This window comes from Salmonella sp. SAL04162 (assembly GCF_046551535.1).
Lineage (GTDB): Bacteria > Pseudomonadota > Gammaproteobacteria > Enterobacterales > Enterobacteriaceae > Salmonella > Salmonella enterica.
On record NZ_JBGDVX010000015.1, the window covers coordinates 1 to 23,561 of the forward strand.

The 23,561-nt window shown below is 50.1% G+C and carries 33 protein-coding genes and 1 pseudogene; 27 read left to right on the forward strand and 7 right to left on the reverse strand.

Annotation, left to right across the window (positions count from 1 at the left end; genetic code table 11):
- The 3 genes and pseudogenes from ACLJRH_RS22475 to ACLJRH_RS22485 all read left to right on the forward strand — a co-directional run.
- The coding region (locus ACLJRH_RS22475; RefSeq protein WP_080187413.1) for a flagellin at positions 1-1,092 on the forward strand (1,092 nt) is incomplete at its 5' end.
- A gap of 67 nt (positions 1,093-1,159) precedes the next feature.
- A complete protein-coding gene (gene fljA, locus ACLJRH_RS22480; protein WP_024147812.1) occupies positions 1,160-1,699 on the forward strand; it encodes a phase 1 flagellin gene repressor FljA in 540 nt (179 codons plus the stop codon).
- 27 nt (positions 1,700-1,726) lie between these two features.
- A pseudogene (locus ACLJRH_RS22485) lies at positions 1,727-1,948 on the forward strand (helix-turn-helix domain-containing protein); the annotation flags it as partial.
- Positions 1,949-2,384: 436 nt separating this feature from the next.
- Here ACLJRH_RS22485 and ACLJRH_RS22490 read toward each other — a convergent pair.
- Together ACLJRH_RS22490 and ACLJRH_RS22495 are read right to left on the reverse strand one after the other, a co-directional pair.
- Positions 2,385-3,410, reverse strand: a complete 1,026-nt coding sequence (locus ACLJRH_RS22490; RefSeq protein WP_001536726.1) for a site-specific integrase — start codon at positions 3,408-3,410, stop codon at positions 2,385-2,387.
- 3 nt (positions 3,411-3,413) lie between these two features.
- Positions 3,414-4,046 (reverse strand): phage repressor protein CI, encoded by a 633-nt coding sequence (locus tag ACLJRH_RS22495; RefSeq protein WP_000616878.1) that lies wholly within the window; start codon positions 4,044-4,046, stop codon positions 3,414-3,416.
- 119 nt (positions 4,047-4,165) lie between these two features.
- Here ACLJRH_RS22495 and ACLJRH_RS22500 point away from each other — a divergent pair, with 119 nt between their 5' ends.
- The 11 genes from ACLJRH_RS22500 to ACLJRH_RS22550 all read left to right on the forward strand — a co-directional run bounded on the left by ACLJRH_RS22500 (position 4,166) and on the right by ACLJRH_RS22550 (position 10,417).
- Positions 4,166-4,408 carry a Rha family transcriptional regulator gene (locus tag ACLJRH_RS22500; protein ID WP_000102102.1) on the forward strand — a complete coding sequence of 81 codons (243 nt, stop codon included), beginning with the start codon at positions 4,166-4,168 and terminating at the stop codon, positions 4,406-4,408.
- A gap of 32 nt (positions 4,409-4,440) precedes the next feature.
- Positions 4,441-4,950, forward strand: a complete 510-nt coding sequence (locus ACLJRH_RS22505; protein WP_000460858.1) for a phage regulatory CII family protein — start codon at positions 4,441-4,443, stop codon at positions 4,948-4,950.
- 7 nt (positions 4,951-4,957) lie between these two features.
- A complete protein-coding gene (locus ACLJRH_RS22510; protein ID WP_000956168.1) occupies positions 4,958-5,158 on the forward strand; it encodes a phage filamentation protein Fil family protein in 201 nt (66 codons plus the stop codon).
- On the forward strand, positions 5,122-5,463 hold the full coding sequence (locus ACLJRH_RS22515; protein ID WP_000963480.1) for a DUF5347 family protein: 342 nt from the start codon (positions 5,122-5,124) through the stop codon (positions 5,461-5,463). The genes ACLJRH_RS22510 and ACLJRH_RS22515 overlap by 37 nt, the downstream gene beginning before the upstream one ends.
- Before the next feature lie 67 nt (positions 5,464-5,530).
- Entirely contained in the window at positions 5,531-5,764 is a 234-nt protein-coding gene (locus ACLJRH_RS22520) for a DUF2732 family protein (RefSeq protein ID WP_021293768.1), read from the forward strand.
- Positions 5,764-5,991 carry a TraR/DksA family transcriptional regulator gene (locus tag ACLJRH_RS22525; protein WP_021293767.1) on the forward strand — a complete coding sequence of 76 codons (228 nt, stop codon included), beginning with the start codon at positions 5,764-5,766 and terminating at the stop codon, positions 5,989-5,991. Before ACLJRH_RS22520 ends, ACLJRH_RS22525 begins: the two co-directional genes overlap by 1 nt.
- Positions 5,988-6,572 (forward strand): 3'-5' exonuclease, encoded by a 585-nt coding sequence (locus tag ACLJRH_RS22530; RefSeq protein ID WP_023171084.1) that lies wholly within the window; start codon positions 5,988-5,990, stop codon positions 6,570-6,572. The genes ACLJRH_RS22525 and ACLJRH_RS22530 overlap by 4 nt, the downstream gene beginning before the upstream one ends.
- A complete protein-coding gene (locus ACLJRH_RS22535) occupies positions 6,569-7,426 on the forward strand; it encodes a DNA adenine methylase (protein ID WP_021293766.1) in 858 nt (285 codons plus the stop codon). Before ACLJRH_RS22530 ends, ACLJRH_RS22535 begins: the two co-directional genes overlap by 4 nt.
- Positions 7,417-9,828 (forward strand): replication endonuclease, encoded by a 2,412-nt coding sequence (locus tag ACLJRH_RS22540; RefSeq protein WP_023171083.1) that lies wholly within the window; start codon positions 7,417-7,419, stop codon positions 9,826-9,828. The genes ACLJRH_RS22535 and ACLJRH_RS22540 overlap by 10 nt, the downstream gene beginning before the upstream one ends.
- A 155-nt stretch (positions 9,829-9,983) precedes the next feature.
- A complete protein-coding gene (locus ACLJRH_RS22545; protein WP_001154444.1) occupies positions 9,984-10,172 on the forward strand; it encodes a hypothetical protein in 189 nt (62 codons plus the stop codon).
- 11 nt (positions 10,173-10,183) lie between these two features.
- Entirely contained in the window at positions 10,184-10,417 is a 234-nt protein-coding gene (locus tag ACLJRH_RS22550) for a DinI-like family protein (protein ID WP_021293765.1), read from the forward strand.
- Positions 10,418-10,545: 128 nt separating this feature from the next.
- Here ACLJRH_RS22550 and ACLJRH_RS22555 read toward each other — a convergent pair whose 3' ends face one another.
- On the reverse strand, positions 10,546-11,286 hold the full coding sequence (locus tag ACLJRH_RS22555; protein WP_021293764.1) for a DUF4145 domain-containing protein: 741 nt from the start codon (positions 11,284-11,286) through the stop codon (positions 10,546-10,548).
- A gap of 398 nt (positions 11,287-11,684) precedes the next feature.
- Between ACLJRH_RS22555 and ACLJRH_RS22560 the strand changes: the two genes are divergently transcribed.
- A complete protein-coding gene (locus ACLJRH_RS22560) occupies positions 11,685-12,683 on the forward strand; it encodes a hypothetical protein (RefSeq protein WP_234805472.1) in 999 nt (332 codons plus the stop codon).
- Between the two features lie 56 nt (positions 12,684-12,739).
- On the opposite strand, the gene ACLJRH_RS22565 is transcribed toward ACLJRH_RS22560, so the two are convergent.
- The 3 genes from ACLJRH_RS22565 to ACLJRH_RS22575 form a co-directional block, all read right to left on the reverse strand.
- Complete coding sequence (locus ACLJRH_RS22565) at positions 12,740-13,699, reverse strand: HNH endonuclease (protein ID WP_023171081.1); 960 nt, start codon at positions 13,697-13,699, stop codon at positions 12,740-12,742.
- Between the two features lie 71 nt (positions 13,700-13,770).
- Positions 13,771-14,805, reverse strand: a complete 1,035-nt coding sequence (locus tag ACLJRH_RS22570; protein ID WP_021293761.1) for a phage portal protein — start codon at positions 14,803-14,805, stop codon at positions 13,771-13,773.
- A complete protein-coding gene (locus ACLJRH_RS22575) occupies positions 14,805-16,571 on the reverse strand; it encodes a terminase ATPase subunit family protein (protein ID WP_023171080.1) in 1,767 nt (588 codons plus the stop codon). Before ACLJRH_RS22575 ends, ACLJRH_RS22570 begins: the two co-directional genes overlap by 1 nt.
- A gap of 142 nt (positions 16,572-16,713) precedes the next feature.
- Here ACLJRH_RS22575 and ACLJRH_RS22580 point away from each other — a divergent pair, with 142 nt between their 5' ends.
- From ACLJRH_RS22580 to ACLJRH_RS22635, 12 genes are all read left to right on the forward strand, one after another.
- A complete protein-coding gene (locus tag ACLJRH_RS22580) occupies positions 16,714-17,547 on the forward strand; it encodes a GPO family capsid scaffolding protein (RefSeq protein WP_023171079.1) in 834 nt (277 codons plus the stop codon).
- Between the two features lie 16 nt (positions 17,548-17,563).
- Positions 17,564-18,628: a phage major capsid protein, P2 family gene (locus tag ACLJRH_RS22585; protein ID WP_021293760.1), complete on the forward strand. Its 1,065-nt coding sequence runs from the start codon at positions 17,564-17,566 to the stop codon at positions 18,626-18,628.
- Positions 18,629-18,631: 3 nt separating this feature from the next.
- Positions 18,632-19,282, forward strand: a complete 651-nt coding sequence (gene gpM, locus ACLJRH_RS22590) for a phage terminase small subunit (RefSeq protein ID WP_000059172.1) — start codon at positions 18,632-18,634, stop codon at positions 19,280-19,282.
- A gap of 93 nt (positions 19,283-19,375) precedes the next feature.
- Positions 19,376-19,840, forward strand: a complete 465-nt coding sequence (locus ACLJRH_RS22595) for a head completion/stabilization protein (RefSeq protein ID WP_021293758.1) — start codon at positions 19,376-19,378, stop codon at positions 19,838-19,840.
- Entirely contained in the window at positions 19,840-20,043 is a 204-nt protein-coding gene (locus tag ACLJRH_RS22600; protein WP_021293757.1) for a tail protein X, read from the forward strand. The genes ACLJRH_RS22595 and ACLJRH_RS22600 overlap by 1 nt, the downstream gene beginning before the upstream one ends.
- 3 nt (positions 20,044-20,046) lie before the next feature.
- The gene (locus tag ACLJRH_RS22605) at positions 20,047-20,262 is read left to right on the forward strand and encodes an HP1 family phage holin (RefSeq protein ID WP_000171565.1); all 216 of its coding nucleotides are present in this window, start codon (positions 20,047-20,049) and stop codon (positions 20,260-20,262) included.
- A complete protein-coding gene (locus tag ACLJRH_RS22610; protein ID WP_021293756.1) occupies positions 20,243-20,752 on the forward strand; it encodes a lysozyme in 510 nt (169 codons plus the stop codon). The genes ACLJRH_RS22605 and ACLJRH_RS22610 overlap by 20 nt, the downstream gene beginning before the upstream one ends.
- Before the next feature lie 4 nt (positions 20,753-20,756).
- The gene (locus ACLJRH_RS22615; protein ID WP_000731036.1) at positions 20,757-21,134 is read left to right on the forward strand and encodes a DNZ54_00345 family protein; all 378 of its coding nucleotides are present in this window, start codon (positions 20,757-20,759) and stop codon (positions 21,132-21,134) included.
- Positions 21,131-21,559: an Rz-like lysis system protein LysB gene (lysB, locus tag ACLJRH_RS22620; protein WP_024143846.1), complete on the forward strand. Its 429-nt coding sequence runs from the start codon at positions 21,131-21,133 to the stop codon at positions 21,557-21,559. The genes ACLJRH_RS22615 and lysB overlap by 4 nt, the downstream gene beginning before the upstream one ends.
- Positions 21,444-21,692 (forward strand): Rz1-like lysis system protein LysC, encoded by a 249-nt coding sequence (lysC, locus tag ACLJRH_RS22625; RefSeq protein ID WP_234300105.1) that lies wholly within the window; start codon positions 21,444-21,446, stop codon positions 21,690-21,692. Before lysB ends, lysC begins: the two co-directional genes overlap by 116 nt.
- The gene (locus ACLJRH_RS22630; RefSeq protein WP_023171077.1) at positions 21,655-22,086 is read left to right on the forward strand and encodes a phage tail protein; all 432 of its coding nucleotides are present in this window, start codon (positions 21,655-21,657) and stop codon (positions 22,084-22,086) included. Before lysC ends, ACLJRH_RS22630 begins: the two co-directional genes overlap by 38 nt.
- Positions 22,079-22,528: a phage virion morphogenesis protein gene (locus ACLJRH_RS22635; RefSeq protein ID WP_021293753.1), complete on the forward strand. Its 450-nt coding sequence runs from the start codon at positions 22,079-22,081 to the stop codon at positions 22,526-22,528. The genes ACLJRH_RS22630 and ACLJRH_RS22635 overlap by 8 nt, the downstream gene beginning before the upstream one ends.
- Before the next feature lie 14 nt (positions 22,529-22,542).
- Here ACLJRH_RS22635 and ACLJRH_RS22640 read toward each other — a convergent pair whose 3' ends face one another.
- On the reverse strand, positions 22,543-23,478 hold the full coding sequence (locus tag ACLJRH_RS22640; protein WP_023171076.1) for an FRG domain-containing protein: 936 nt from the start codon (positions 23,476-23,478) through the stop codon (positions 22,543-22,545).
- Between the last annotated feature and the right edge of the window lie 83 nt (positions 23,479-23,561).

The following is a 23,561-nucleotide window of genomic DNA, read 5'->3' on the forward strand; positions in this document are numbered from 1 at the left end:
CTGACCATCCAGGTTGGTGCCAACGACGGTGAAACTATCGATATCGATCTGAAGCAGATCAACTCTCAGACCCTGGGCCTGGATTCACTGAACGTGCAGAAAGCGTATGATGTGAAAGATACAGCAGTAACCACGAAAACTTATGCCAATAATGGTACTACACTGGATGTATCGGGTCTTGATGATGCAGCCATCAAAGCGGCCATAGGTGGTACGACTGGTACGCCTGCTGTAACGGGCGGTACAGTTAAATTTGACGCAGATAATAATAAGTATTTTGTTTCTATTGGTGGCTATACTGGTGCTGATGCATCCAAAAATGGCGATTATGAAGTTAACGTTGCTGCTGACGGTAAAGTTACACTTGCTACAGGTGCAACTAAAACCACAATACCGGCAGGTGCGACAACTAAAACAGAAGTACAGGAGTTAAAAGATACACCAACAGTTGTTTCAGCAGATGCGAAAAATGCCTTAATCGCTGGCGGCGTGGATGCTACCGATGCTAATGGCGCTGAGTTGGTCAAAATGTCTTATACCGATAAAAATGGTAAGACAATTGAAGGCGGTTATGCGCTTAAAGCTGGCGATAAGTATTACGCCGCAGATTACGATGAAGCGACAGGAGCAATTAAAGCTAAAACCACAAGTTATACCGCTGCTGACGGCGCTACCAAAACAGCGGCTAACCAACTGGGTGGCGTAGACGGTAAAACCGAAGTCGTTACTATCGACGGTAAAACCTACAATGCCAGCAAAGCCGCTGGTCATGATTTCAAAGCACAACCAGAGCTGGCTGAAGCAGCCGCTAAAACCACCGAAAACCCGCTGCAGAAAATTGATGCCGCGCTGGCGCAGGTGGATGCGCTGCGTTCTGACCTGGGTGCGGTACAGAACCGTTTTAACTCCGCTATCACCAACCTGGGCAATACCGTAAACAACCTGTCTGAAGCGCGTAGCCGTATCGAAGATTCTGACTATGCGACCGAAGTTTCCAACATGTCTCGCGCGCAGATCCTGCAGCAGGCCGGTACTTCCGTTCTGGCACAGGCTAACCAGGTCCCGCAGAACGTGCTGTCTCTGTTACGTTAATTTATTTCGTTTTATTCAGCCCCGTGAATTCGGGGCTTTTTCATTCAGCATAGATGAATATATCTTTATGGAATGTATAGCTGTAAATGATATTTCCTACGGGCGAGAGGCTGAAATATGGCCGCGGGATTATTCTATGCTTGCTCGTCGAGTTCAATTTCTACGTTTTAATGATATCCCTGTTCGATTGGTGAGTAATAATGCCCGGATAATCACAGGCTACATTGCGAAGTTTAATCCGAGGGAAAATTTGATTCTGGCTTCGGATAAACCTAAAGGAAATAAGCGCATTGAAGTTAAATTAGAGTCTCTGGCAATTCTTGAAGAATTATCAGGTAATGACGCTTTTAATCTTTCGCTGGTGCCGGCTGACGAATTTAATCTTCAGCAAGATACTCCATCAAGAAGAGATTATTTCTCGATTTGCAATAAGTGCTATAAACAGGGAGTCGGTATCAAAATCTATATGAAGTATGGACAGGTTTTGACTGGCAAAACGACAGGCGTAAATGCGTGTCAGGTTGGTGTGAGGATATCCAATGGCAATCATATGCAAGTTATGTTTGACTGGGTGAGCAGGATCACGTCTTCGGACTACGCTGAATAACGCATACGGTAATAAAAAATTCCGTGAGAAAATATTGATCCTGGAGGAACAGAGACCATTCGACAGCGCATAGATAGTTTCGCCGCTGCTCGTGCCACTACGGCCAGGACGCTTAAAGCAGCTGACAGAAAAGAATTGATCATTAAGCTTCGCAAAGAAGGTCTGCTGAATCTTCGTAAATCTATGGATACCGTAGCCCAACATCCTGGCGTCTCACGGGCAACTGCTTATCTTTATGCTCGACAGTCTGACTGCGAGCTTTGCCCCAGCCAGGCAGGACTCTCAGTGAATGTTCCATTTTCTTTGACTCTCGTATTCCAATTCTTTCGGGAGTTATTGGTGAGACATTTGGCGTTTTGCCCTGTCACCCATTGCGCAGCCGCTTTACCCACCGCGTCAGTTGACTCCAGTGCCCGTAAGGTTCTCTGCAATCCTCACCAGGCGGTAATAGATGTAAAAAAGCCCGCAGGGCTTGTGCCGTGCGGGCTTTCTGTACTTCACCGGACGTATCCGGATCATTATTTGGTGGAGCTGGCGGGAGTTGAACCCGCGTCCGAAATTCCTACATACCATTTTTAGTATAGTAAAAACAGTGTATTGCCTTTAAAAACAGCTGGTTAGTATTATTCGGTATTCGTCCGTTTTACGCGTTTTTAATGCCCTGCCGCCAAAATGCCGCCATAAATTAGCGTTTCCAATTGAGGTTGTGGAGCGGGTTTTTCGTCACTGCGTCTTCGAGGTGGTCAGGGGCAAAGTGAGCGTAAACCATCGTCATTTTTATATCTGCGTGGCCCAGAATATCGCGCAGTACCAGTATGTTTCCGCCGTTCATCATAAAGTGGCTGGCGAAGGTATGGCGCAGCACGTGGGTGCATTGGCCTTCTGGTAGCTCAATACCAGCTCTTTTTACTGCACGCTCAAAAGCTTTTCTGCATGGCGTGAATAGCTTCCCTCTGTTTTTGGGGAGTTCGTCATACAGATCCTGAGATATTGGCACGGTACGGTTTTTCTTGCCCTTCGTCTTGGTATAAGTGATGCGGTATTTTGATAGCTGATGGCCCTGCAGGTTTTCAGCTTCACTCCATCGGGCGCCAGTTGCCAGGCATACTTTTGCAATCATCAGCAAACTGGGACTCTGAGAATCAGCACAGGCATCCAGTAGACGTTTAATTTCTTCCGGTGCCAGGAACGCCAGTTCGCCCTCTGCGATTTTGAATGTTGGCAGCCCAGCGAGCGGGTTGGGGGCTGACCAGTGGCCCAGCTTTTTCAGTGTGCCAAAAACAGATGATAGGTTACGTTGTTCAAGGTTTACCGTACGGGGCTTAACTGGCGACATAAGCACGCCATCTTCATTTTTTACTTCACCTTTTAACCGTGCTTCCCTGTATTTCGTAAAATCGCCTGCGGTTAACTCTGAGGCAATGGGATCGCCCAAGCCATTACAAATAATGCTGAGTTTTGCCATCAGGCGTTTGGGGTCTGCCAGCGTCTGCCCATAAAGTGAATGCCACTGATCAATCACTTCTGACAAATGCCGCCGATCTTCCTTCTCCCCCAGCCACGGTTTTTTGTTCACCTCATCCATGGTGTGGTTTTCGAATGCTATGGCCTCGCCTTTAGTCGCAAATTGCTTGCGTACACGCTTGCCATCCCGTCCGTTCGGGTAGCATTCACACAACCATTTTCCGTTAGGCTGTTTTCTGATGCTCATAAGTTAGAGGCTCTTGATTATTTTTAAAGCGCGGCCCACTACCTCAATGTCGTCTAGGCTGCACTCAAAGGATGATTCGTCTTGATGCACCACCAATCTGTTTCCTGGTAGACGTGTTAACTTAACGATACTTTTTATTCCGTCGATATCTACCAACCATATGCCATTAACTGGTGGAGTCTGGCTGCGGTCTACTAAATAAGAATCTCCAGCAGTATTAACTAACAATAGGTCGCCTGAGTCTGAGGGAAGCAGGCTGGTATCAATGATTGCTTTTCCTGCCTCAACCAATAAACCACCGTTGAGAGTTGCCTTGTCAATTTCAGGGGAAACAAGTTCCGAAAGAGGTTTAACTTTGGCGGAGTTCACGAAATTGATATCTTTTTTATGGTCAATATTTGAACCTGGCTCTCCCTGTCCGGTAGTGAGCCACAGTAACGAAACTCCCGTTTCTAAAGCACACTGAATCACCCATTCCGCCGGAAAACTATCTCTTAAGTATCTGTTTGCCATGGTGCTTTTGGATGCACCCAGGTGATCACACAGTTGTTGTCTGGACTTAAAATCGTAGGCAGCCATTAACCTATGTATAGCCTCTCTTCCCCCGGTATTCTCGCCAGCTTTCACCTGTATCATTTTTCAATCCTATTGACGTATCAAAAATTGGATCGTAGTATCTCGATGTATCAATTATTGAATCAAATAAAACAAGATAAAACGACGTAAACCAAACCTTAACCGAGAGATATTGCACTATGAGCACTGATATTTCAATTCGTGTACCAAAAGAGATGGCAACGCCTGCTGAGTTCGCGGAGTGGGAAGGTATCTCCCGTGGCTCCGTGTATCAAAAAATTCACCATGGTAAGCTTGCTAAGTACATGGTGAAGAAAGAAAAAAATAAAGGACGTGTAAGCCTGCGATACCTGATGTACAAAACCGACCAGGTTCGTGAGTCTCTTGGTCATTCCAACTTCCGCGTCATTGTTGGTCAGTAAGTTCGATTATGAGAACTTTCTAAGGGGCTTGCATGTTTGATTATAAGATTTCCAAACATCCACACTTTGACGAAGCCTGCCGGGCTTTCGCGCTGCGTCACAATATGGCGAAGCTGGCAGAACGCGCAGGAATGAATGTCCAGACGCTGCGCAATAAGCTGAACCCGGAGCAACCGCATCAACTTACGCCGCCGGAGATCTGGCTGCTGACTGATATCACAGAAGACTCAACGCTGGTTGACGGTTTTCTGGCTCAAATCCATTGCCTGCCGTGCGTGCCATTGAATGAAGTGGCAAAAGAGAACCTGCCGCATTACGTCATGAGTGCAACTGCGGAGATTGGGCGTGTAGCTGCAGGCGCAGTATCTGGTGATGTGAAAACCAGTGCAGGCCGCCGCGATGTGATCAATAGCATCAACTCTGTTACGCGCCTTATGGCACTCACTGCAGTTTCATTGCATGCGCGTTTGCAGGCTAATCCGGCGATGGCAAGCGCAGTAGATACCGTGACGGGCCTCGGCGCTTCGTTCGGCCTGATCTGAGGTGGTTATGCTGACTAAAGAACCATCTTTTGCATCACTGCTCGTTAAGCAAAGTCCTGCAATGCACTGCGGTCATGGCTGGATTATGGGGAAGGATGGCAAGCGCTGGCATCCGTGCCGCTCTCAGGATGCGTTGCTGGCTGAGCTGTCCACTAAAAAGCAGGGGAAACCATGGCTATTGAAGGCGATGCTGCGACTGTTCCGCTAAGCGCTGGCCTCCGTCTTAATGGGTTAAACCACATCGCGGAATTAAGGGCGAAAGTGTTTGGCTTAAATATTGATTCAGAACTGGAGCGCTTTATTAGCGATATGCGGGACCAACGGGATATTAACCATGAGCAGAATAAACGCGCACTAGCCGCAATATTCTTTATGGCAAAGATTCCGGCGGAACGTCATAGCGTCAATGTTAGTGAGCTGACGACTGACGAAAAGCGGGAGCTGATTAAAGCAATGAACCATTTCCGTACAGTGGTGAGTTTATTTCCAAATCGGCTAGCCATGCCGAATTAATCCACAACAGAAATTAATGGCGTAAACCCGCCGGGCTTCTTATTGCCCAAATTCAGGAGAAACAACTATGCGAAATATTGAAACCCGTACCACTAAAACCGGACCAGATGATGCTGGCCTTAACCAGATGCTGACTGATGCACGCATGGAAGAACGCCGTGCACGTGCCGCGGCAATGGCAGCCCGTCTTGATAGCTTGGCTTGCCACATCACGTCACGCCAGCTTAACCACGTTGAAGCGGCGGAGCTGCTGCGTATTGCGGCTGAAAACATTCAGAACGAAGCGCAGGAGATCCACTGATGGCTGATTCAATGGACCTCGTACAGCAGCGCGTTGAAGAAGAACGCCAGCGCCACATCCACACCGCCCGCAATAAAACGCCGGGCGTTTCCCGTGTTCTCTGCATTGATTGCGATGCACCGATCCCGCCAGCACGCCGCCGAGCCATACCGGGCGTGCAGTGCTGCGTTACCTGTCAGGAAATCTTAGAACTGAAAAGTAAACATTATAACGGAAGTGCTTTATGAGCATTACCAATGCAACTATTAGCCAGCGTGCAAAAAAATGGCTTGAAGATGACCGTATATTTATTGACACCGAAACTACAGGTTTGGGTGATGATGCGGAAATAGTAGAAATCTGTTTAATAGATAGCGCTGGTTTTATCATGTTAAATACATTGGTTAAACCAACCAAACCAATTCCAGCAGAGGCTACGGCCATTCATGGAATAACTGATGAAATGGTTATGTATGCGCCAACGTGGAAAGATATTCACGGCGCAGTTGCTTCTTTATTCTTTGAGTATGGCTTTGTTATCTATAACGCCGATTACGACACAAGGCTTATATATCAAACTGCAAAATTATATGGGCTTGAGAATGACGGCTTTTGTTATTTTTTAAATGAGCGTTCGGCCTGCGCCATGATGCTATATGCGGAGTATCGCGGCGAGCCAGGGCGATTTAAGGGTTATAAATGGCACAAATTAGTTGATGCCGCTGCACATGAAGGGGTTAGCGTTGAAGGAAAGGCACACCGTGCATTAGCTGATTGCAAAATGACGCTAGGGCTTGTCCATGAACTGGCTAAAGGTGGTGCTAAATGACCACTATCCTGAAATGGGCGGGAAATAAAACCGCTATCATGCCGGAATTGATTAAGCACCTTCCTGCTGGCTCGCGACTGGTTGAACCTTTCGCGGGTTCCTGTGCTGTGATGATGGCGACAGACTATCCTCATTATCTTGTCGCAGATATTAATCATGATTTGATTAATCTTTATCTGATGATTCAGACTGACCATGAGGCTGTCATTCAGATAGCTAGGGAGTTATTTAAAGATTTTAATTCGGATGTTCAGTATTACCGTGTCCGCCAGCATTTCAATTACTCCATTTCTAATGAAGTAGAAAAAGCAGCATATTTCCTATATTTAAATCGCCATGGCTATCGTGGTCTTTGCCGTTATAACCAGAAGGGTGAATATAACAATCCATACGGACATTATAAAAAGCCGTACTTCCCTGAAAATGAAATACGCACATTTGCCGAGAAGGCTAAACGTGCAACGTTTATTTGTGCCAGCTATGACGAAACACTGGCGCTGCTGCAGGCTGGTGATGTTGTTTATTGTGATCCGCCATACGATGGCACATTTAGCGGTTATCACACTGCCGGTTTTACAGAGGACGATCAGTGTCATATGGCGTCTATTCTTGAGCGCCGGTCATCCGAAGGTCATCCGGTTATCGTGTCCAACAGCGACACGTCCCTGACCCGTTCGCTTTATCGTAATTTTACCCGCCATCGCATCACTGCAAAGCGCAGCATAGGTGTGGCTGCCGGTGAGAGTAAATCTGCAGCAGAAATCATCGCCACAAAATCAGCAGGCTGGTTTGGTGTCGATTTGGCGTCCGGTCCAGATATCTCGGTGGAAACTGAGGTGCGGGCGTGGCAGTGAGTAAACTCACATTACATAATGCACCAACCACCGGCGGCTCGAACGAGGCCGCCGTGGCCTTTTCATGGAATAACCCCAAAAAAGCGGTTAATCCATATCTGGACCCGGCGGAAGTTGCGCCGGAGTCTGCGCTTTCAAACCTGATCGCTCTTTACGCTGCGGATAACGAGCAGGAGCAGCTGCGCCGTGAGGCGCTGAGCGATGAGGTCTGGGAACGCTATTTTTTCAATGAATCCCGTGATCCTGTCCAGCGTGAAATGGAGCAGGACCGGCTGATTAGTCGTGCCAAAATGGCGCGCGAGCAGCAGCGTTTTAATCCCGATCTGGTCATTCTGGCTGACGTTAACGCCATGCCGTCCCATATCAGCAAGCCTCTGCTGGAGCGGATTAAATATTTCCATAGTCTGGGCAGAGCAAAAGCCTATTCCCGCTACCTGCGCGAAACAATCAGGCCGTGTCTTGAGCGGCTGGAGCGTGTGCGTGACAGTCAGGTATCTGCGTCTTTCCGGTTCATGGCGAGCCATGACGGGCTGGAGGGGCTGTTGGTACTGCCTGAAATGAATCAGGATCAGGTCAAGCGCCTTTCCACGCTGGTTGCGGCACATATGAGCATGTGTCTTGATTCGGCCTGCGGTGATCTGTTTGTCAGTGACGATGTTAAACCAGAAGAAATCCGCCAGGCATGGGAAAGGGTTGCAGCAGAAGCCATGCGCCTTGAGGTCATCCCGCCAGCGTTTGAACAGTTACGCCGCAAAAAGCGCCGCCGCAAGCCGGTGCCTTATGAACTGATCCCACCATCGCTGGCGCGTATGCTGTGCGCGGATTGGTGGTATCGCAAACTGTGGCAGATGCGCTGCGAGTGGCGGGAGGAGCAGCTGCGCGCCGTCTGCCTGGTCAACAAAAAAGCGTCCCCGTATGTCAGCTATGAAGCCGTGATCCACAAACGCGAGCAGCGCCGCAAATCGCTGGAGTTCTTCCGCTCGCATGAGCTGGTCAACGAAGACGGCGACACGCTGGACATGGAAGACGTGGTGAACGCCAGTAACAGCAACCCGGCACACCGCCGTAATGAAATGATGGCCTGTGTTAAGGGACTGGAGCTGATCGCGGAAATGCGCGGAGACTGTGCGGTGTTCTACACCATCACCTGCCCGTCACGCTTCCACGCAACCCTCAACAACGGCAGACCTAATCCTAAGTGGACCAGCGCCACCGTCCGTCAGAGCAGTGACTATCTGGTTGATACGTTCGCCGCTTTTCGCAAGGCAATGCACAAGGCCGGGCTGCGCTGGTACGGCGTCCGCGTTGCAGAGCCGCACCATGACGGCACCGTTCACTGGCATCTTCTGTGCTTCATGCGTAAAAAAGACCGCCGTTCCATCACCGCGCTGCTGCGTAAGTTTGCCATCCGTGAAGACCGCGAGGAGCTGGGCACCAATACAGGGCCGCGCTTCAAGTCCGAGCTTATCAACCCGCGTAAGGGCACGCCGACCAGCTATATCGCTAAATACATCAGCAAAAACATCGACGGGCGAGGGCTGGCTAAGGAAATCAGCAAAGAAACCGGCAGATCGCTGCGTGACAGCGCCGAGCATGTCAGCGCATGGGCGTCACTGCACCGTGTCCAGCAATTTCGTTTCTTTGGTATTCCGGGGCGTCAGGCATACCGCGAGCTGCGCTTGCTGGCTGGTCAGGCGGCGAGAGTGCAGGGCGAACGCAAAGCGGGTGCGCCGGTACTGGATAATCCGCGTCTGGATGCGGTACTGGCAGCTGCAGACGCGGGTTGCTTTGCCACCTACATCATGAAACAGGGCGGTGTACTGGTTCCCCGCAAACATCACCTGGTCAGAACGGCATACGAGCTTAACGATGAGCCGAGCGCCTACGGCGACCACGGTATTCGTATCTATGGCATCTGGTCCCCGATCATTGAGGGCCGGATCTGCACGCACGCAATCAAGTGGAAGATGGTCCGTAAGGCCGTTGACGTTCAGGAGGCGGCAGCCGACCAGGGCGCTTGCGCCCCTTGGACTCGTGGCAATAACTGTCCCCCTGTTGAAAATTTGAACCAGACAGGGGGGGATCTGCCCGATATTAAAACCATGAATGAGAAGGAACTGCAGGATTATCTCCACAATATGGGCCAGAAGGAACGGCGGGAGCTTACCGCCAGGTTGAGACTGGTAAAACCGAAGCGGAAAACAGCATACAAACAGAATATTTCGGAGCAGCAGCGCCTGCAGCTTAAGGCAGAACTGAGTTCCAGAGGCTTTGAAGGTAGTACATCGGAGATTGATTTGCTTCTGCGTGGCGGCAGTATTCCATCCGGGGCTGGGTTGCGTATTTTTTACCGTAACCAGCGGTTGCAGGAAGATGATAGATGGCGGCAATGGTACGTCTGACGCGGGTTAATAATTTATGCTGTTATTGAACGGTGTCAGGGCTATCTAATTGACAGATAAAAAGAGTTTTACATTTCTAGCTTCCTAATATACTGTAATTATAAACAGTAGTTATATATACAGCATTGTGTTCCGTAGCAGTGAAAGGAGGGAAGATGCAGGACTATCTTTTGGAGTCGTTGAAGCTCCAGCGCATTGATTTTTTTATCAAGCTTGTGGCGGCTAGTGAGTGCAGCGACGAAGAGAAGCGGCTGGCTATCCAGTGGGTGTCCGAACTGACAGACGAACTGATGGCAAAAATTCGCAGCCATGAATACAGCAGGTCTATGGACGTGACCAGTTAAAAGGAATCTGTATGCGTATTGAAATAATGATCGATAAAGAGCAGAAGATTAGCCAGTCCACACTGGACGTCCTTGAAACCGAGCTTTACCGTAATTTGCGCCCTCTGTACCCAAAAACAGCAATTCGCATCCGTAAGGGCAGCGCCAATGGTGTTGAACTAAGCGGGCTAAAACAGGATGAAGACAAAAAGCGAGTGATGGAAATTATGCAGCAGGTCTGGCAGGACGACTGCTGGTTACATTAAGGAACATTGCGGGCGATAAAACTGGTTTTTACCGTCCGCAAGGTTGAACAAAGAGTGTAGCGAGGCGTTAGGTGGTTCAAAGGAGAAGCGGTTATTTTGCCTGTAAAAGTGAACCTCCTGTATCTCGATCAGTTTTCTTTGAATTTTTCACTCAATCTTTTCGTCAATACCTCGATAGATTCTTTACGACCGGAGAACAAGTCATTGACGACGTACTCCATAATCTCAAAAGCATCCTCAATGTCTTTGATTTTTACTTCATCGTAGGTATGGCTTCCGGCATTTCCTAAAAATTTAATTGCCATAAGAGGCTTTGAAAACGATTCGTATAATTTAGGCAGCATCCCTAAACGGTGGTGTAGGGTTATGCGTTTGCCATTATCACTACGTTCAGTTACATCCATAGCGGTCAGCATTCTTTCAACTGAAATTCGGATTAGGTTTGCTGCTGCTCCAGGCTGTATTAGGAAAATGGAAAATGAGGCTTCAAGTGGTTCGGTAATTTCTTTTGGGCATTTTTCAGGTATTTCGAAAGGATGCAGGGATGGGAAAAAGGTGAAAGGTCTGTGCCATTGATAGTACTCCATATCATTTCTTTCTTCATCCCAACCTTGTTCCCATCCACTCTGACCAGAACAGGCTACAACTTCGCCACATTGCCTTCTTGAGCAGCGGGCCATGCAACTGAAAACAGATGAATCCATTTCTGGTTCAAACCAATCTTCACTTCGGTATTTTTGGGTGTCATGTGTGTCATTCAAGACGAAACTTTCTTTAATGATCTGTAGGGTTTTCTGATGGCATTTAGGGCAGGGCCACTCAACCTGCATATCGTGGAAAAACGCACCAGAGAGCTTGTGCACAGCCATTCTTTGTGTTCCTCATTTTTATGATTGGTAGGGATTGTATCTTCATATACGATTACAGTTGCATTAAAGATAAGCCATAGCAAGCTACTGGAAAAGGGTCGAAGCAGTTGGAGCATATCAGATGTTTTTTCTTAAGGTGAATTGTTGTGCATGACTATGCTGCATGAAATCGCATGATCGTTTGAGGATCGTTTTTGCTGAGGCTCGCCAGAACTGGCGGGCTTTTGTTGATGCCATGCAGGTGCATGAAAACCACTACAGAAAGCGGGCAGGCGTGGCGGGGATACGAGCGCGCGCAGCATGCCTGAAATGGCTAAAATAGTAACTGTCACTGGAACAATATAGTGTAGTATCGTCCCTATAAACAAATGAAATATAATCGGCTCTCATTAGAGGTGATGATGAACGGAATCTGGTACGAAAACACTCATACACGCATTCCTAATTTTGAAACAACAACACATCAAAAGCAAAAACTCGGTTACGCTTACGAAACAACAAGTCATTTTGTACATCTGTATGGGCGTGACGTGGGATTTAATGTAATATCAGTTGGGTTAACTGTTATTGAGCAACGAAGCGGAACTCTTAATGACTGGGTTCAGAGAGTATTTGGGGCGCAGAACATATCCCCTTTAGATAATGAGGTTGGACATGTCACTAGGGGAGTGTGGCGGCCATCTTTATATTATGTCAATGATACGGAAACCGCATTAGGTATCGATAAGTTTGAAAAAAGAGCAACAGAGCAAGCCCTGAGAGTTTTGATAGAAAAGCTCGATGATATATTTCTATATGTTGAACCAAGTACCCATGGTTTGATTTCTTACAGTCATAAATGTAGAGAGTTATTAATTCTTGCTTGTACTGAAGTTGAAAATCAATGGGTGTCAATCATTAGTGATACAAATTTATCTCGTTCAAGCGGTCGGTATTCCACAAATGATTATGTAAAATTACTTGATAAGTGTTTTTTGTCTGAATATAAAATTCAATATCTGAATTATGACGGATTAAGAAATTTCAAACCCTTTGATGGTTGGAATGCAAATAATCCCACAAATTCCTTGCCATGGTATGAAGCATATAATAAAACTAAACATGATAGATCAGGGGCATTCCATTTTTCAACTTTAGAAAACGTAATGGACGCAGTTGCTGCTTGTGTTGTAATGTATTGTGTAAAGTATGGTCCATTTAGTTTATTGGAAGCTAATACATCTCTTTCAACGATCGTTAATCAAAACTTTTTAATATCATTAGATAATAGCAATCCAGCAAGCTATTACATCCCTGAAATTGAACTCCCAACGAATACGAGATCGGATTTATTTCTCTATGATTGTTATCGTGCAAGCCATAATAAAAAATGGATCACTGATTCCCTAGTGCTATAGTGCTATGCTAAAGGGTGCCTTTGATGCTAAAGGCTCCCTTAGGTTGTCGCTAGGTATTATATATCAACAGATTTTTTAATCTTAAATAACTGCCACCTAGTTAATAGTGGTTTTATTGCGATGTTGTGTTTAATGCTTATTTTTAAACCTTCAAATTTCGAATACCCATTTTTCAAAGCCTCCGCTGAAAAATGAATGGTTTTTGTGTTCGGATCTATAGCGCAAAGATTTAGGTCATATAAAGTATGAATGTCACTTCTGAGCAATAATCCATTACTAATATGATTGTGACTATCGTTTCGATATGCATCAATGTGAGCAGCCTCAAGAATATCTACAAGCTTACATCCCGTAATGGCACAAGTAGGATTTGATTTTAATAGCTGGTCGCGAAATGTTTTTTGCCCACGTCGTTGTTTTATTTGCCGTTCTACAATTTGCCGTTGATCTTCATCCATTAAAGTGGGAGTGTCTTTATCAGCTTCGCTGGCGTTTAGATCCAGAATCATAGTAGGTTGGGAAGTAAGCAAAGCAACAGCCCATTGATGGTTAACTTCTTGGATGGACATTTGCCCATTGTAGCGTGGAGTTTCATCTATAAGTTGCGACATTGTAATATTGGATAATTTACGGTACTGGTTGCCGTAGTATGCTATAAATTCTTTAGCTGGCTCAAAAACCACTCTTGGTTCATCAAATTCATGGCCATTATCACAACGCCACTCTGGTTTTATAGTTTTCCTTGGAAGGATTTTTTTTGCTTTGCAGCCCAGGTGAATACATTTGTTACGCTTCTTATTAATGATCTGCGTTTCTAATTTTTCAATAACAGATATACCTAAAACATTTTCTCTGTTGGTAATAATAACAATATCACCGTTTTTTACATTTTTGTGGTTCGCTACAAAACTGTCATAGCGATAGAAAACTGATGAGTCATCGTGATAACCATCATTTCCCCAGTATCTAAGATCGTCTTTCTCAATTGCCTTAAAGGACCATGCTTGCTGTACCACGAACTTTTCCCACTAATCAAATTTTTGGTTTGTTCTATCGAACAGCAAAGCATGTTCATTTACAAGAGAAATCAGCCCAAAGAATATGACTCAAATCGCAAAATTTCTTGCCCTAACCAGTCATTTACTTCACGCATCCTTTTTTGCAACGGTAATAATTCATTTCGCACAAACACATTTGCCGCCTTTTCCACATCCCCAAATCCCCCAACATTACTCGGCATAATCCCCATCATCTGAGGCGGCACGCGGTGCGCAGCCATCATGTCATCACGGCTCACATTTTTGATATTCAGAAATTCATCCTTTGCCGCGACCTCTGACAGCGGGATGATCTGAATCCCGTCCTTTTTGCCGTTGGGTGAGTACATAAACAGGTTGCGGAAGTTACCCGGACCTTTGGCGCTTTTCATGGCCTGGCGGATGTTGTTCACGTCCTCCTGGTTCTGCGCGGCGTCAGTCATGTACATGATGAAGCCTGCGTGGCTACCGTTAATGTAGTACTTCCGGCGGAACAGTGTTGCGGACTCATTCAGCAGTGCGGAAGGGATAGCTGACAGATATTCCGGCAGACCGTAAATCTCCTGGTTTAAATCCGGCTCCATCAGGTGAAAGATACTGCCTTTGGTGAACTCGTAGGGCTGCGTGGTTAGGCCGTATTGCACAAACCAGTAGGTGTCTAAATCGATCCCGCGGCGGGTGTATTTCGCCAGTGATGGCTCCAGCGACAGAATGCCGCCGAGTCGGTTGGTGCGCTTCTCCAGATAGGCGTTACCGAATACCAGATAGTCCTGCACAAACCGGCTGAACGCCTGCTGGCTAAGAAGTGGATGCGGGATAAAGGTGCTGGTCAGAATGTTGCGTTTTACCGCAATGGGAGAGCTGTGATGCACTGCGGCACGGTAGGTTCGCGCCAGCCCGTCAAAGCTGACCGGCGGCTCATACCAGCGGTCCATCTGCACGCATTCCACATAGTCCAGCAGCTCGCGGCGGTCCAGCACCGGGATTGGATCACCAAAGCTGAAAGCCTCGGCAGTTACGTCTGCGTTTTTAGGCGCCATATCTTCTGTTGGCGTTGTGCTGGTTAAGGCTTCGAGCTCACTCATCAAAAAATCTCCACAATGTTGCTGGTATTGGCGGATTCGCCCTGCAGCGGTTCGTTAAACAGTGCGTGCATCGTTGCCCAGGCCAAATCTGCGTGGCTGGCCTCTTCGCTGCGGCTGGCTTCATAGGTTGGACGGTTGCCGCTGGCGGTGGTGGCGCGGCGGATAGCCATAAAGGACTGCGCAATGTCGGTGTGCCCGGCGTCAAACTCCAGACGGCGGTGGCTGATAATGTCGTACGCCTTGAGCACCAGGGCATTTTTGACGTTAGGGTTGTAGACAAACTCCCGCACGGCAGGAAAGAACGCTTTCACATTCTCGTAAACCCCGTGACCAACGCCGGTCGAGTCGATACCTATGTATGTCACGTTGTACTGTTCAGTCAGTTTTTTGATGGCGTCAGCCTGGGCGCGGAAGTCCATCCCGCGCCACTGGTGACGCTCAAGAATGCGAAACTTACCGCCTGGCACGGCTGGCGGTGCCACCACCACGCATCCGGCGCTGTCGCCGTTCTGCGTACCTTTTGCTGGGTCATAACCGATCCACACTTCGCGCCAGCCAAACGGGCGCAGGGCCAGAGCATGAAAGTCGGTCCAGACTTCCCAGCTGTCCACCATGCACGCCTGCAGCTCGCTGAGCGGAAACACGGACGCGAGATCGTCCACAAACTCGCACATCAGCAGGTTCTGGTATTCGTCCGGGCTGTACTCCATGCGCAACTGGTCAAGGTCGAACAGGTTACAGCCGCCGCGCACCGCATCTTCCACGGTGACTATCTGGCGGTATTGCCCGTCTGCGCACAGCAGGCCGGGGGCCAGATTGCTGTGGGACAGGTCGATGTCCACCTTGTCGGCTTTGCTGCGCCCACGGTTGAACAGCGCACCGGACCAGAACGGATAAGCACTGTGCGTCAGGCTGGATGGCGTGGAAAAATAGGTTTGTCGCCATTTTTTGTGAATAGCCATACCGGAAGCCACTTTGCGCAGCTCCTGGAATTTCGGTATCCAGAAATATTCATCCAGATACAGGTTGCCGTGGTAACTCTGGGCTGTGCGGGCATTGGTGCCGAGGAAGTAAAGCGTGGCCCCGTTAGGAAGCACCATCGGATCGCCTTTCAGCTCCACCTCGACTTCTTTGGCGAAGTCGATGATGTACTGCTTAAAGACGTGAGCCTGTGCCTTACTGGCGGAAAGGAAAATCTGGTTACGTCCGGTAAGCAGGGCGTCAATCAGGGCTTCACGGGCAAAGTAAAAGGTCGCGCCGATCTGGCGTGACTTCAGCAGGTTACGGATGCGGTTGATTTTTCCGGCTTCCCACCAGTGGCGCTGGTAGTTGAACATGGAGGAATGGAAGATTTCTTCCAGCTTCTCAATTTGTTCATCGGTGAAGACATTCTTTTCCGGCTGACGGCGCGGGCCTTTGTTGCGGTTGGCGACGTTTGGGTTTAAGTCGGCTTCGTTGCCGCCATTGTTAAACTTGCCGATCCGCGCGTGGCGTTCAGACTGGCGCGCCAGCAGGTCAATCTCTTTGAAATCTTTCCCTTCTTTGTGCTCCTTCATAATGAGCTGGCAGTAACGCGCGGCGGTGGTGAGCTGCATCTGATCCAGCGGCCCATAGTCACCCCACTTGTCGCGTTTCTTCCAGCTGTGAACGGTTGCAACTTTCTCGCCCAGCATTTCAGCAATGCGGGCGACGCGGTATCCCTGAAAGTACAGCAGCATGGCCTGCCGACGGGGATCGAGATCTGCGGGGGTCAGTGTCGTGTTCATGGCCCAAACATACGGCCTTGCCTGACGGCTTTCCCCGGCTGGGGTTTGTGTGGTCTACCGTACAAGCGACGCGCGTTGTTTCACGCCCCCCATCACCGCAAACATAAGGCTCCAGTAAGTTTTTTCTAACGGAGCACGGCTCATGACAGTGAAAGCAAAGCGTTTCCGCATCGGTGTGGAGGGTGCCACCACCGACGGGCGCGAAATCCAGCGTGAATGGCTGGAACAGATGGCAGCCAGCTACAACCCGGCGGTGTATACCGCGCTGATTAACCTTGAGCACATCAAGTCTTATCTGCCGGACAGCACCTTTAACCGCTACGGCAAGGTGACGGCGCTGTTTGCTGAAGAAATCACGGAAGGTCCACTGGCAGGCAAGATGGCGCTGTATGCCGACGTTGAGCCAACGGAGTCCTTGGTGGAACTGGTGAAAAAAGGCCAGAAATTATTCACATCTATGGAAGTCAGCCCTAAGTTTGCCGACACCGGCAAAGCCTACCTGGTCGGCCTGGCTGCCACTGATGATCCCGCCAGTCTGGGCACTGAAATGCTGACATTCAGCGCCAGCGCCGAGCATAACCCGCTGGCGAACCGTAAGCAGAATCCCGAAAACCTGTTTTCGGAAGCTGTCGAAACGCTGATCGAACTGGAAGAGGTCCAGGACGAAAAGCCGTCCCTCTTTGCCCGCGTCACCGCGCTGTTCACCAAAAAAGAGCAGACCGACGATGCGAGATTTTCTGATGTGCATAAAGCCGTGGAGCTGGTCGCTACTGAGCAGCAGATCCTGAGCGAGCGCACTGATAAATCCCTGTCCGAACAGGACAAGCGCCTTTCTGAGCTGGAGTCCTCCCTGCAAGAACAGCTGGCCGCCTTTGCCGAGCTTGAGCAGAAGCTTAGCAGCGAAGACAGCCGTAAAGACTACCGCCAGCGCGCGCCGGGCGGTGACGCACCGACAGGCACCCTGACCAATTGCTGATGGAGCATAAAACCCGATGAAAAAGAAAACCCGCTTTGCCTTTAACGCTTATCTGCAGCAGTTGGCGCGCCTGAACAGTGTGGAGGTTGAAGAACTGTCCAGCAAGTTTACCGTGGAGCCGTCCGTGCAGCAGACGTTGGAAGACCAGATCCAGCAGTCCGCCGCTTTCCTGACGCTGATTAACATCACGCCGGTCACTGAGCAGTCAGGGCAGTTGCTGGGGCTGGGCGTTGGCAGCACCATTGCCGGAACCACCGATACCACCACCAAAGAGCGCGAGCCTACCGATCCGACGCTGATGGAAGACGTGGAATACAAATGCGAGCAGACCAACTTTGATACGGTGCTGACCTACGCAAAACTGGACCTGTGGGCGAAATTCCAGGACTTCCAGGTGCGTATCCGCAACGCTATCGTCAAACGTCAGGCGCTGGACCGCATCATGATTGGCTTTAACGGCGTGAAGCGCGCCAAAAGCTCCAATCGTGCTGAAAACCCGCTGCTGCAGGACGTCAATAAAGGCTGGCTGCAGAAAATCCGCGAAGACGCGCCGGATCACGTCATGGGCAGCAAAACCACAGAAGACGGCACCACTACTGCGGAACCGGTAAAAGTAGGTCCGGGTGGTAAGTATGTAAATCTTGACGCGGTGGTGATGGATACCGTCAACGAGCTGATCGATGTGGAGTATCAGGATGATGACGAACTGGTTGTTGTCTGTGGTCGTGAATTGCTTTCTGACAAGTATTTCCCGCTGGTCAACAAAGAGCAGGACAACAGCGAGAAAATCGCCGCCGATCTGATCATCAGCCAGAAACGCATGGGCGGCCTGCAGGCTGTGCGCGCGCCTTTCTTCCCGGCAAATGCCCTGCTGATCACCCGTCTGGATAACCTGTCCATCTACTGGCAGGAAGACACCCGCCGTCGTTCTGTTATCGACAACCCGAAACGTGACCGGATTGAAAACTTTGAATCCGTCAACGAGGCGTATGTGGTCGAGGACTACCGCTGCGCGGCGCTGGTAGAAAACATCGAAATCGGTGATTTCAGCGCGCCTGCCGCACCGGAAGGTGGGGAATAACGCATGAGCCTGAGTCCCGCACGGCAGCACCGCCTGCGCATTCAGGCCGAACAGGCCGCCCGTGAGGGCGGCAGTGTTCGCCATGCGTCGGGCTATGACCTGATGCTGCTGCAGCTGGCAGAAGACCGCCGCCGCCTCAAGGGCGTCCAGTCCACGGTGAAAAAGGCGGAAATCAAGGTGGAGCTGCTGCCGAAATATTCCGCCTGGGCGGAGGGCGTGCTGGCTGCCGGAGGTGCGCAGCAGGATGACGTGCTGATGTACGTGATGCTGTGGCGTATCGATGCCGGTGATTATGCCGGTGCGCTGGAAATCGGGCGTCATGCGCTGCGCCATGGCTGGGTGATGCCGCTGGGCAACCGTAACGTGCAGACCGTGCTGGCAGAAGAAATGGCAGACGCGGCGCAAGGCGCTCTGCTAGCCGCAGCCGGTTTTGATGCCGATCTGCTTTTGCAGACACTGGACCTGACAACCGATCTGGATATGCCGGACCAGTCGCGGGCGCGTCTGCATAAAGCCATCGGCGCTGTACTGAGCGAAAGCAACCCGGCATCTGCCCTGAATCACCTTACCCATGCGCTGCAGCTCGATCCCCGCTGCGGTGTGAAAAAAGAAAAGCAGCAGCTGGAGCGCAGACTGCGCAATGACAGCCGCTAACGAACGTGCCCCGCGCACGGGCGGCACGGGATGGCGAAAGGCACTGCCACATCAAAATTCCGTCCACCGCCCACTTATTCAGGAGAAAGCCGCATGAAGTTTGTTGCGCCCGAACAGGCACCGGAACAGGCGGAGGTCATCAAAAATACGCCGTTCTGGCCTGATGTGGACCTGTCGAAATTTCGCAGTGTGATGCGCACTGACGGCACGGTGACGCAGCCGCGTTTAAAGCAGGTCGTGTTGACGGCGATCTCTGAGGTTAACGCTGAGCTGTACGACTTCCGCAACCGTCAGCAGATGCTGGGCTGGCGGACACTTGCTGAGGTTCCGGCGGACATGCTGGACGGTAAAAGCGAGCGTATCCGGCACTACCACAACGCTGTTTTTTGCTGGGCGCGCGCTGTGCTTAATGAGCGTTATCAGGACTATGACGCCACGGCGTCAGGTGTGAAGCGAGGGGAGGAGCTGGCGGAGGCCAGCGGCGATCTGTGGCGTGATGCCCGCTGGGCCATCAGCCGGGTGCAGGATGCACCGCACTGTACGGTGGAGCTTATCTGATGAAAGTGCGTGCGCATCAGTATGACACGGTGGACGCGCTTTGCTGGCGTCATTACGGGCGCACGCAGGGTGTCACTGAGCAGGTTCTGCAGGCAAATCCGGGGCTGGCTGAGTACGGCCCATTTTTACCGCACGGGCTGCAGGTGGATCTGCCGGACATTACGGCGTCAACCACGGCGCAGACCGTCCAGCTATGGGACTGAATTATGACGCTTGAACGAATCAGCGCCTTTATCACTTACTGCATTGCCGTGCTGCTGGCATGGCTGGGCGATCTGTCGCTCAAGGATGCGTCAACGGTTGGCGGCGTACTGATTGGTGTGCTGATGCTGGCTATCAACTGGTACTACAAACACCAGTCTTTCAAATTGTTACGTGGCGGCAAGATTTCGCGGGGGGAATATGAATCCTTCAATCGTTAAGCGCTGCCTTGTCGGGGCGGTGCTGGCTATCGCAGCCACGCTGCCCGGATTTCAGTCGCTTCATACCTCCATTGAGGGGCTGAAACTGATCGCCGATTACGAGGGATGCCGCCTGCAGCCTTATCAGTGCAGCGCGGGCGTCTGGACTGACGGGATCGGCAATACGTCCGGTGTGGTGCCTGGAAAAACCATCACGGAACGGCAGGCGGCGCAGGGACTTATCACCAACGTGCTGCGCGTGGAGCGAGCACTGGATAAATGTGTGGTGCAGCCGATGCCGCAAAAGGTCTATGACGCGGTGGTGTCGTTTGCTTTCAACGTGGGCACCGGCAACGCCTGCAGCTCCACGCTGGTTAAGTTGCTGAACCAGCGGCGCTGGGCGGATGCCTGCCATCAGCTGTCGCGCTGGGTATATGTCAAAGGTGTGTTTAATCAGGGGCTGGACAACCGCCGCGCACGGGAAATGGCCTGGTGCTTAAAAGGAGCATAACGGAATGAAAAAGAAAGTCATGAGCGTTTTTTTCCAGCTGGCATGGGCTGCGCTGTTGGTAATCAGCCTGCTGTATCCGCGCAGCGGTGCGCCGGTTCTGGTTGGTGCGTCTGTCTGGGTGTCATGCTTCCTCGCCTGGCTGCTTGCTGCGCTGTGCGCTGTCGGGTGGTTCGCCGGAGATCGGGCGCGCGATGAGGTCAGGGCGGCATTAATCAAATTCAGGGCGCACCCCGTAAAACCCGTGCGTACATGGGCTATCAGGCTGCTTATTGTTCTGTGCCTGGCGTTTTCGGGATGGGTGATCACCCTGGTGTTTTACCTGCTGACGCTGGTTTTGTATCAGATTGCCCGCTCGCAGCTTCATGAGCCGATGGCGGCCTGATGCGTGCGCTGGCGGTAGTGCTGGCGCTGGCACTTGCGGCGCTGGGCTGGCAGTCGTGGCGGTTAAACAATGCCAGCCACACCATCGAAACGCAGGGCGCGGCGCTGAAAAGCAAAACGCAGGAGCTGACGAAGAAAAACAGCCAGCTGATCGGCCTGTCCATTCTGACCGAAACCAACAGCCGGGAGCAGACGCGGCTTTATGCGGCAGCGGAACAGACCACCGCACTGCTGCGAAGCCGTCAGCGCCGGATCGAGGAACTGAAACGTGAAAACGAGGATTTGCGCCGCTGGGCTGACACTCCTTTGCCTGCTGACATTATCCGGCTGCGGGAGCGTCCGGCCCTCGCCGGAGGTGCAGCTTACCGTGAGTGGCTGTCCCAGATTGACGCAGTGCCGCCTGGAAAGGTCAGCGCCGCGCAGTAACGGCGATCTGAATGCGGTGCTGGATGAAACCGAGGCCGCCTGGGCGGTCTGTGCTGACAAAGTGGACACAATTATTGCGTGTCAGGAGCGAGACAGTGAACAAACCGCAGTCCTTACGCAGCGCCCTGAATAAAGCGGTTGCCTATGTCCGGGACAACCCGGACAAGCTGCACCTTTTCGTTGATAACGGCTCACTGGTGGCAACAGGAGCCAGTTCCATGTCATGGGAATACCGCTACACCCTGAACGTGGTGATCGAGGATTTCAGCGGCGACCAGAATCTGCTGATGGCCCCAGTCCTGCTGTGGCTCAGTACCAGCCAGCCGGACGCCATCAACAACCCGGATCTGCGCGAAAAACTGTTCACCTTTGAAGTGGATATTCTGCGAAACGATGTGTGCGATATCAGCATGAACCTGCAACTGACTGAGCGTGTGCTGGTCAGCACTGACGGCCGCGTATCAAGCGTTGAAGCGGTGCCGGAGCCGGACGAACCCGAAGAAATGTGGACGGTGAAACGTGGATGAGCTGCAGAAGGTGGATGACTGGCTGACGGCGCTGCTGGCGAATCTGGAGCCTGCCGCACGCAACCGTATGATGCGGCAACTGGCGCAACAGTTGCGCCGGACGCAGCAGCAGAACATCAGGCTGCAGCGTAATCCTGACGGCAGCGGCTATGAGCCGCGCAGGGTGACAGCCCGCAGCAAGAAGGGACGTATCAAACGCCAGATGTTTGCAAAGCTTCGCACCACAAAATACCTGAAAACCGCCGCCAGAGCGGACTCCGCCAGCGTGCAGTTTGATGGCAAGGTGCAGCGCATTGCCCGTGTTCACCATTACGGCCTGCGTGATCGCGTCAGCCGTAAGGGACCGGAAGTGCGTTATGCAGAACGCCGTCTGTTGGGGGTAAACTCAACGACGAGAGAAATATCAAATAACCTTATCGTTGAATGGTTGACGAAAACATAAATGATAATCGTAAGTTATATTATCTTTCTCTCAAAAAATGACAATTTCAAACCTTTTTCTTTAAAGTGGCATAATGCGGCTTGAATATTTCTATCATCATTGACTGCCTTGCCAGCACCATCGGCAGAAGGGTAAATGTCTGCTGCGCTAAATCCAGAATGATTGCAAAGCAATAGCAATCTGCCTGCTTCAAAAGATGGGAGTGTTAATTTAAATATATTAGGAGTTTCTTTTGGAATGCTAAGTTCTTCTAGACCAAAAATCTGATACGGTTTGCGATAGGCTCCGTTATGAGGGTGAACTGTAAATGAGCCATATTGTGCGGCTAAGTGTGGGCTTATAGAACCGGGTGCTTTGAATACATAATATAAATCCTCAGCCACAATGGCATTTTTATTAATTACCCAAATAGCTAATTGCGAATTTTCATCCCATTCTTGATAATTAGATACAGCTGAGCTGGCTGCGAAGTAACATGCAGTATATGGTAGAGATGTCCAGTCAAGGAGTCGTGTAGGGACTCCATGATGTTGTGCCAACGCCATCAATTCAAGATAATCTCGGTTTGGCCAAGATGACGGGTTTGTTATAAAATTATTGTTCACCGGTGAGTGTAAGTTCATTAAGTCTTCACGAAATGCTTTTGTATCATTAGGGATTTTAATCCCTGTTCTGTCGCAATGTTTAACGAACTGAATAAGGCTGAATAACTCATCCCTGACTAGCCCATTTGCTTGCTTATGTTCATTATTATATTGACGAACAACACTTTTATTTATGTGATTATCTCTTAGTGCATATGGTATTAACTTCCAGTCAGAATTTCCTTGCCCTCTGTAAATTAAATTGTAGGGTTTCTGTAAATCTAAGTTTCTCGTAGGGGATAGTGATTCCCAAAGATCATCTGCGGTTTGAAAATCTATTTGTTTGAAGGATGCTAAGCTAGTCATTGCTTAATAATTCTCATTTTGTATCACGAACCAAACAACGTGGTATTGATGTGTTATTGATTTGATTATGAAACCATAATATT

Excerpts from the sequence above, each read along its gene's own strand:
- ACLJRH_RS22495 (WP_000616878.1), bottom strand. The coding sequence starts at position 4,046 with ATGATACAGGTGAAAGCTGGCGAGAATACCGGGGGAAGAGAGGCTATA.
- ACLJRH_RS22525 (WP_021293767.1), top strand. The coding sequence starts at position 5,764 with ATGGCTGATTCAATGGACCTCGTACAGCAGCGCGTTGAAGAAGAACGC.
- ACLJRH_RS22580 (WP_023171079.1), top strand. The coding sequence starts at position 16,714 with ATGACAGTGAAAGCAAAGCGTTTCCGCATCGGTGTGGAGGGTGCCACC.
- ACLJRH_RS22530 (WP_023171084.1), top strand. The coding sequence starts at position 5,988 with ATGAGCATTACCAATGCAACTATTAGCCAGCGTGCAAAAAAATGGCTT.
- ACLJRH_RS22605 (WP_000171565.1), top strand. The coding sequence starts at position 20,047 with ATGACGCTTGAACGAATCAGCGCCTTTATCACTTACTGCATTGCCGTG.
- ACLJRH_RS22535 (WP_021293766.1), top strand. The coding sequence starts at position 6,569 with ATGACCACTATCCTGAAATGGGCGGGAAATAAAACCGCTATCATGCCG.
- ACLJRH_RS22595 (WP_021293758.1), top strand. The coding sequence starts at position 19,376 with ATGAAGTTTGTTGCGCCCGAACAGGCACCGGAACAGGCGGAGGTCATC.
- gpM (WP_000059172.1), top strand. The coding sequence starts at position 18,632 with ATGAGCCTGAGTCCCGCACGGCAGCACCGCCTGCGCATTCAGGCCGAA.
- ACLJRH_RS22575 (WP_023171080.1), bottom strand. The coding sequence starts at position 16,571 with ATGAACACGACACTGACCCCCGCAGATCTCGATCCCCGTCGGCAGGCC.
- ACLJRH_RS22615 (WP_000731036.1), top strand. The coding sequence starts at position 20,757 with ATGAAAAAGAAAGTCATGAGCGTTTTTTTCCAGCTGGCATGGGCTGCG.
- ACLJRH_RS22500 (WP_000102102.1), top strand. The coding sequence starts at position 4,166 with ATGAGCACTGATATTTCAATTCGTGTACCAAAAGAGATGGCAACGCCT.
- ACLJRH_RS22520 (WP_021293768.1), top strand. The coding sequence starts at position 5,531 with ATGCGAAATATTGAAACCCGTACCACTAAAACCGGACCAGATGATGCT.
- ACLJRH_RS22545 (WP_001154444.1), top strand. The coding sequence starts at position 9,984 with ATGCAGGACTATCTTTTGGAGTCGTTGAAGCTCCAGCGCATTGATTTT.
- ACLJRH_RS22555 (WP_021293764.1), bottom strand. The coding sequence starts at position 11,286 with ATGGCTGTGCACAAGCTCTCTGGTGCGTTTTTCCACGATATGCAGGTT.
- ACLJRH_RS22505 (WP_000460858.1), top strand. The coding sequence starts at position 4,441 with ATGTTTGATTATAAGATTTCCAAACATCCACACTTTGACGAAGCCTGC.
- ACLJRH_RS22510 (WP_000956168.1), top strand. The coding sequence starts at position 4,958 with ATGCTGACTAAAGAACCATCTTTTGCATCACTGCTCGTTAAGCAAAGT.
- ACLJRH_RS22490 (WP_001536726.1), bottom strand. The coding sequence starts at position 3,410 with ATGAGCATCAGAAAACAGCCTAACGGAAAATGGTTGTGTGAATGCTAC.
- ACLJRH_RS22570 (WP_021293761.1), bottom strand. The coding sequence starts at position 14,805 with ATGAGTGAGCTCGAAGCCTTAACCAGCACAACGCCAACAGAAGATATG.
- ACLJRH_RS22600 (WP_021293757.1), top strand. The coding sequence starts at position 19,840 with ATGAAAGTGCGTGCGCATCAGTATGACACGGTGGACGCGCTTTGCTGG.
- ACLJRH_RS22610 (WP_021293756.1), top strand. The coding sequence starts at position 20,243 with ATGAATCCTTCAATCGTTAAGCGCTGCCTTGTCGGGGCGGTGCTGGCT.
- ACLJRH_RS22585 (WP_021293760.1), top strand. The coding sequence starts at position 17,564 with ATGAAAAAGAAAACCCGCTTTGCCTTTAACGCTTATCTGCAGCAGTTG.
- ACLJRH_RS22640 (WP_023171076.1), bottom strand. The coding sequence starts at position 23,478 with ATGACTAGCTTAGCATCCTTCAAACAAATAGATTTTCAAACCGCAGAT.
- ACLJRH_RS22550 (WP_021293765.1), top strand. The coding sequence starts at position 10,184 with ATGCGTATTGAAATAATGATCGATAAAGAGCAGAAGATTAGCCAGTCC.
- fljA (WP_024147812.1), top strand. The coding sequence starts at position 1,160 with ATGGAATGTATAGCTGTAAATGATATTTCCTACGGGCGAGAGGCTGAA.
- ACLJRH_RS22560 (WP_234805472.1), top strand. The coding sequence starts at position 11,685 with ATGATGAACGGAATCTGGTACGAAAACACTCATACACGCATTCCTAAT.
- ACLJRH_RS22515 (WP_000963480.1), top strand. The coding sequence starts at position 5,122 with ATGGCTATTGAAGGCGATGCTGCGACTGTTCCGCTAAGCGCTGGCCTC.